We start from the raw sequence: 4,110 nt of genomic DNA, 5'->3' as shown, positions 1-4,110 counted from the left end.
CGCCCGTGCCGCTGACCGACCGCACCATCACCAACCCGCGGTTACTCTTCGACGCCCTCGACCGCCACGGCCCCAACGCCGCCCAGTTCTGACGTCCTGGAATACTCCCACCTCAACGTCTGCGCGGGCTTCTCCCTCACCCTGCCCGGCCACGACGCCACCTGCGTAGCCCTTGCCCTGCCCGCTCATCGGCGCCGCGATCTGATCCGCGCGGCCACAGCACTCAGCAACGCCTCCACCGGCCTGCTCCTCACCCGCCTCCTCACCACACCCCACCCCACCCCCAGCCCCCGACTTCAGCACCCAGCCGAAACCTCCCGCGCCATCGCCCTGCCCCACTGAGTGGTCCCCGCGCATGCGGGGGTGATCCCTTTGGACGCCCCTGCGTGCAGATCCCACCTACTGGTTCTAACAAAAGTAGTTTGATCGTGTGACTGTCGATCTGATCGCTCGTCGATGTGGTCATGGGGAAGCCTTGCCTCCGAGTACCTCCGGTCGAATGGAACGCAGTGGCGGTCGACGGGCCGGTTGGGCCGCGGGCACACGTGCGTGAGATGACGCGGAGACCCGGCCCGACATGCTCACAGCGACATCCAGCAGTAGAGCCGTTCACCAGCGCTGCGGGCCCGCCTGGCAAGCACGACAAGGTCCTCAACCAGGGGCTGAATGTCTTCTGGGTGTGCTCCGTACAACTCCTCGGCCTGTACCCATCTGCTGGCTACGGTCGGTATCTCCAAGTCGCTTACGTCCGCCAGGATGTCGCGTACCAGAGGGGGGAGCTCTGATACCCACGGTCCCGTCGCCCACGGGTCATCCTCGTCCAGGCCGTGCGGCCTGGGTTCCGGAGAGGTCGGCCATACGGTCCTTTCCTGCACCAGGTCCACGCGCCACTCGACCTGCTGGATGGAAGCGATCAGCTGTCCCAGTACCACGGCGGGATCCACATGCTTGGCTTCCACTCCGTCGAATGCCGGCGGCTCCGTGAAGAGCGGAGAACCCCCATCCGCCAGCTCCAGCGCCCGCACCACCGATGCGGCATCCCTCGCACGGAAGTAATCCGTCAGCACACCCATCGTTCTCTCCCCCGTCTCCAGTCCCTCGGCAGGCAGTAGATCAGACACCGCTGGCAGACCGGCAGTCACGTGCCGCCGTGGTCGGCAGTCTCACCAAAAGGGACTTTCAGGTACGGACTGCACCGGCGACAACGCGGGGAACGATCAGGTTGTGCAACGGCTGGATCGCCTTGAAGTACAGGCGCCCGGCCGGGCGGTGGAACCGCACGACCGTCGTGCAGACGCCTTCCTGTCTTCCCCCAGAGGAGGAGGGACGCACCGCGAATGAGGTACGGAAGTCCAAGTGCTTGTCGTCGTCTCCGCCCAAAACCTCGTCTTCGGTCACGGACAACAGGTAGAAGGGACCCATCTTGAGACCGGGCTCTATGCGGATGTCCTGCACCGGGACACGCTGCTGGGACTGGAGTCCGAAGGGCGCCATCAGTATGTCGCGCAGGCTGAGCAGTCTGTGCACCCACTCAGGAGTCCCGGTGAAGACCATCCGGGTGAACTCGATGGCGGTGGTGCCGGTCGGGACGTCCACGGCAACCGCATCAACATGGTCATAGCCGCCCAGACTTGCCACGGCGCTATCCGCAACGGGACTTGCGTGCCTGCGGGCTTGTACATCAGCCATGATCAGAACCCTTACCCGTGACGGCTTCTCCCTCTACACCTCTCATTCTCCACCACCGTGAAGGACGCAGCACGCCGCACTACGCCCCTTCATTCTTCAAACAGGCTCATAGGGCAACGGACTCCACCCGTCCTCCAGGGGCGGCCCGGCCTCGGAGCCATTCAGGGGCACGTCCGCCGCAGGGTTCTCATTTCTCTTCGCCGGGCAGGGGCAGCGAGAACCACACCGCTTTGCCTTCCTGTGTCGGCAAGGTGCCCCACACCGAGGCCAGTTGGTCCAGCAGGGCAAGACCGCGGCCTGATTCCTCCTCCAGGCCCGCACTCCTGGCCTGGGGAAGGACCGGGCTGCCGTCGCACACCTCGATGTGGAGCTCGTCCCGGGTGCAGCGGACCCTCAGCCGCAGCGGGTCGCAGGCATGTCGCACCGCGTTGGTGAGCAGTTCCGAAGCCAGGAGACAGGCGGTGTCGGTCAGGTCCTCGCACTCCCACTCCCGCAGAGTCCCGCGGAGGAAACGGCGCCCCTCCCCCACGCTCACCGGCTTCGCCGGCAACAGCGCGGAGACAGCTGTCAGGGGGGCGGGAGGAACCCGGGCCAGGAGCAGCGTCACGTCGTCGGCGTAGTCCAGGGGGTCGGGCAGCAGAGCGGCGAGAACGGAGTCGGCCGCCTCTTCGAGAAACGGCGTCTCGGCGACCGCCTTTTCCAGGACCATCGCCAGGGCATCGATCTGTTCTTCGATGTCGCTGGTCGGCGTTTCCACCAAACCGTCGGTGTACAGGGCCAGTACCGCCGACGGCGGCACCCTCAGCCGGGACTCCTGATGCGGTACCTCACCGACTCCCAGGGGCACGCTGACAGGGACCGGAAGCCTGCTGACCGTCCCGGTGGGGTCGGCCAGCAACACGGGAAGGTGGCCGGCGGAACACACGGTCAGGACCCCCTCGTCCGGGTCCAGGATCAGATAGCAGCAGGTGACGAGTTGGTCGGGCAGCTCGCTGACGACCGCGTCCAGGGCGCGCATCAACTGCCATGGCGGCATTCCGGTCTTGGCCAGGGCGTGCGAAGCCGAACGCAGCTGCCCCATCACGGCGGCGGCTTCCAGACCCCGCCCCATCACATCTCCGATCAGTACGCCTACCCGCCCGCCACCCAGGGCGATCAGATCGAACCAGTCCCCGCCCACACCCGCGCCGTGCCGGGCGGGGAAATACCGGCTGGAGGTGTCCATGCCGGGGAGCGGGGCGGGGGATCCCATCAGGCTGCGCTGCAGGGTCAGCGCGACGTGGCGCTGCTGCTCGTAGAGCGCGGCGAGCTGTTCCTCGGCCTGTTTACGGTCGCTGACGTCGCGGATAGCGGCAGAGACGAGAGTCCCCTCCGGAGTCTCCAGCGGACTGAGGCTGATTTCCACCGGGAACTCAAATCCGTCTTTGCGTAACCCGTGCAGATCCAGGCCTACGCCCATGGGGCGCACACGGCGGTTTTCGACATACCCCTGCCGGTGGGAGGGGTGGTGGTGATGGAACCGCTCAGGCACCAGCACCTCTACCTGGCGCCCGAGCAGTTCCTCGCGCCGGTAGCCGAAGAGCGCCTCGGTCTGGGCGTTGACCAGCCGGATCACTCCGCCATCGTCCACGATGACGATGGCGTCCGGAGCCGCTTCGAGCAGGGCGCGGAACCGCGCCTCGGCAGCCTTGCGCTCGCTCACGTCGCGCACGGCGGCGGAGATGAGCAGTCCGTCGGGCGTCTGCAGCGGGCTGATGCTGATCTCGACCGGGAACTCCGCCCCGTCGCGGCGCAGTCCGTAGAGTTCCAGGTCCGCACCCATCGGGCGCACTTGCTGGTTGCCGGAGTACGCCATCCGATGACCTGGGTGCTGGGCACGAAAGCGCTCCGGTACGAGGATCTCGACGGGTTTGCCCAGAAGTTCGTCACGGGGGTGGCCGAATAACATCTCCGTCTGGGCGTTGACCAGCCGGATCACCCCGCCGTCGTCCACGATCACCATGGCGTCCGGAGCCGCCTCCAGCAAAGCACGGAACGGCTCCTCGGCGACGCGGATCATGCGCCCCTGTGGCCTGCACTCGCTGGATTCCATGGAACATCTCAGCATTAACGGGTATCGGCGCGGGACGCATATCACGAAGCGACCGGTCATGACCGCTCATGGCCGTTCTACCTCTATGCGTGATCACCTCGTCAAAAAACATTGCCGTGGAGCTGGCAGGTCAGTGTGTTCGGATCTGGGCAAGCAGGTGCAGGCGTCAACGGGCCCGGGCCTCCCAGGGGGTGAGGGTGCCGTCTCCCCTCCAACGTGTGGCTCGCTCCGTTTAGAGATCATCTCATTTGGCTGGGTATGCTGCTGGTCGTGTCGGGGATCGTTGAGCGGCTGGTGCCGGACGAGTTGTGGGAGCTGTTCCAGCGGGT

The 4,110-nt window shown here is 66.1% G+C and carries 3 protein-coding genes; all 3 read right to left on the bottom strand.

The window, feature by feature from the left end:
• Positions 1-581: 581 nt before the first annotated feature.
• Positions 582-1,073, bottom strand: coding sequence for a hypothetical protein (locus ACZ5ID_RS36930; RefSeq protein WP_406555695.1), 492 nt, complete (start codon positions 1,071-1,073; stop codon positions 582-584).
• A 106-nt stretch (positions 1,074-1,179) separates the two neighbouring features.
• Positions 1,180-1,689 carry a DUF2867 domain-containing protein gene (locus tag ACZ5ID_RS36925; RefSeq protein WP_468907172.1) on the bottom strand — a complete coding sequence of 170 codons (510 nt, stop codon included), beginning with the start codon at positions 1,687-1,689 and terminating at the stop codon, positions 1,180-1,182.
• Between the two features lie 187 nt (positions 1,690-1,876).
• Positions 1,877-3,748, bottom strand: a complete 1,872-nt coding sequence (locus ACZ5ID_RS36920; protein WP_468907170.1) for a PAS domain S-box protein — start codon at positions 3,746-3,748, stop codon at positions 1,877-1,879.
• Positions 3,749-4,110 lie beyond the last annotated feature (362 nt).

This window comes from Streptomyces sp. NPDC031670 (assembly GCF_055580545.1).
Note: the sequence above shows the minus strand (reverse complement) of the source record. Positions and strands in the feature narration are given on the sequence as shown.

Bases quoted from the DNA above. Each gene is read 5' to 3' on its own strand.
- ACZ5ID_RS36930 (WP_406555695.1), bottom strand. From the start codon at position 1,073: ATGGGTGTGCTGACGGATTACTTCCGTGCGAGGGATGCCGCATCGGTG.
- ACZ5ID_RS36925 (WP_468907172.1), bottom strand. From the start codon at position 1,689: ATGGCTGATGTACAAGCCCGCAGGCACGCAAGTCCCGTTGCGGATAGC.
- ACZ5ID_RS36920 (WP_468907170.1), bottom strand. From the start codon at position 3,748: ATGATCCGCGTCGCCGAGGAGCCGTTCCGTGCTTTGCTGGAGGCGGCT.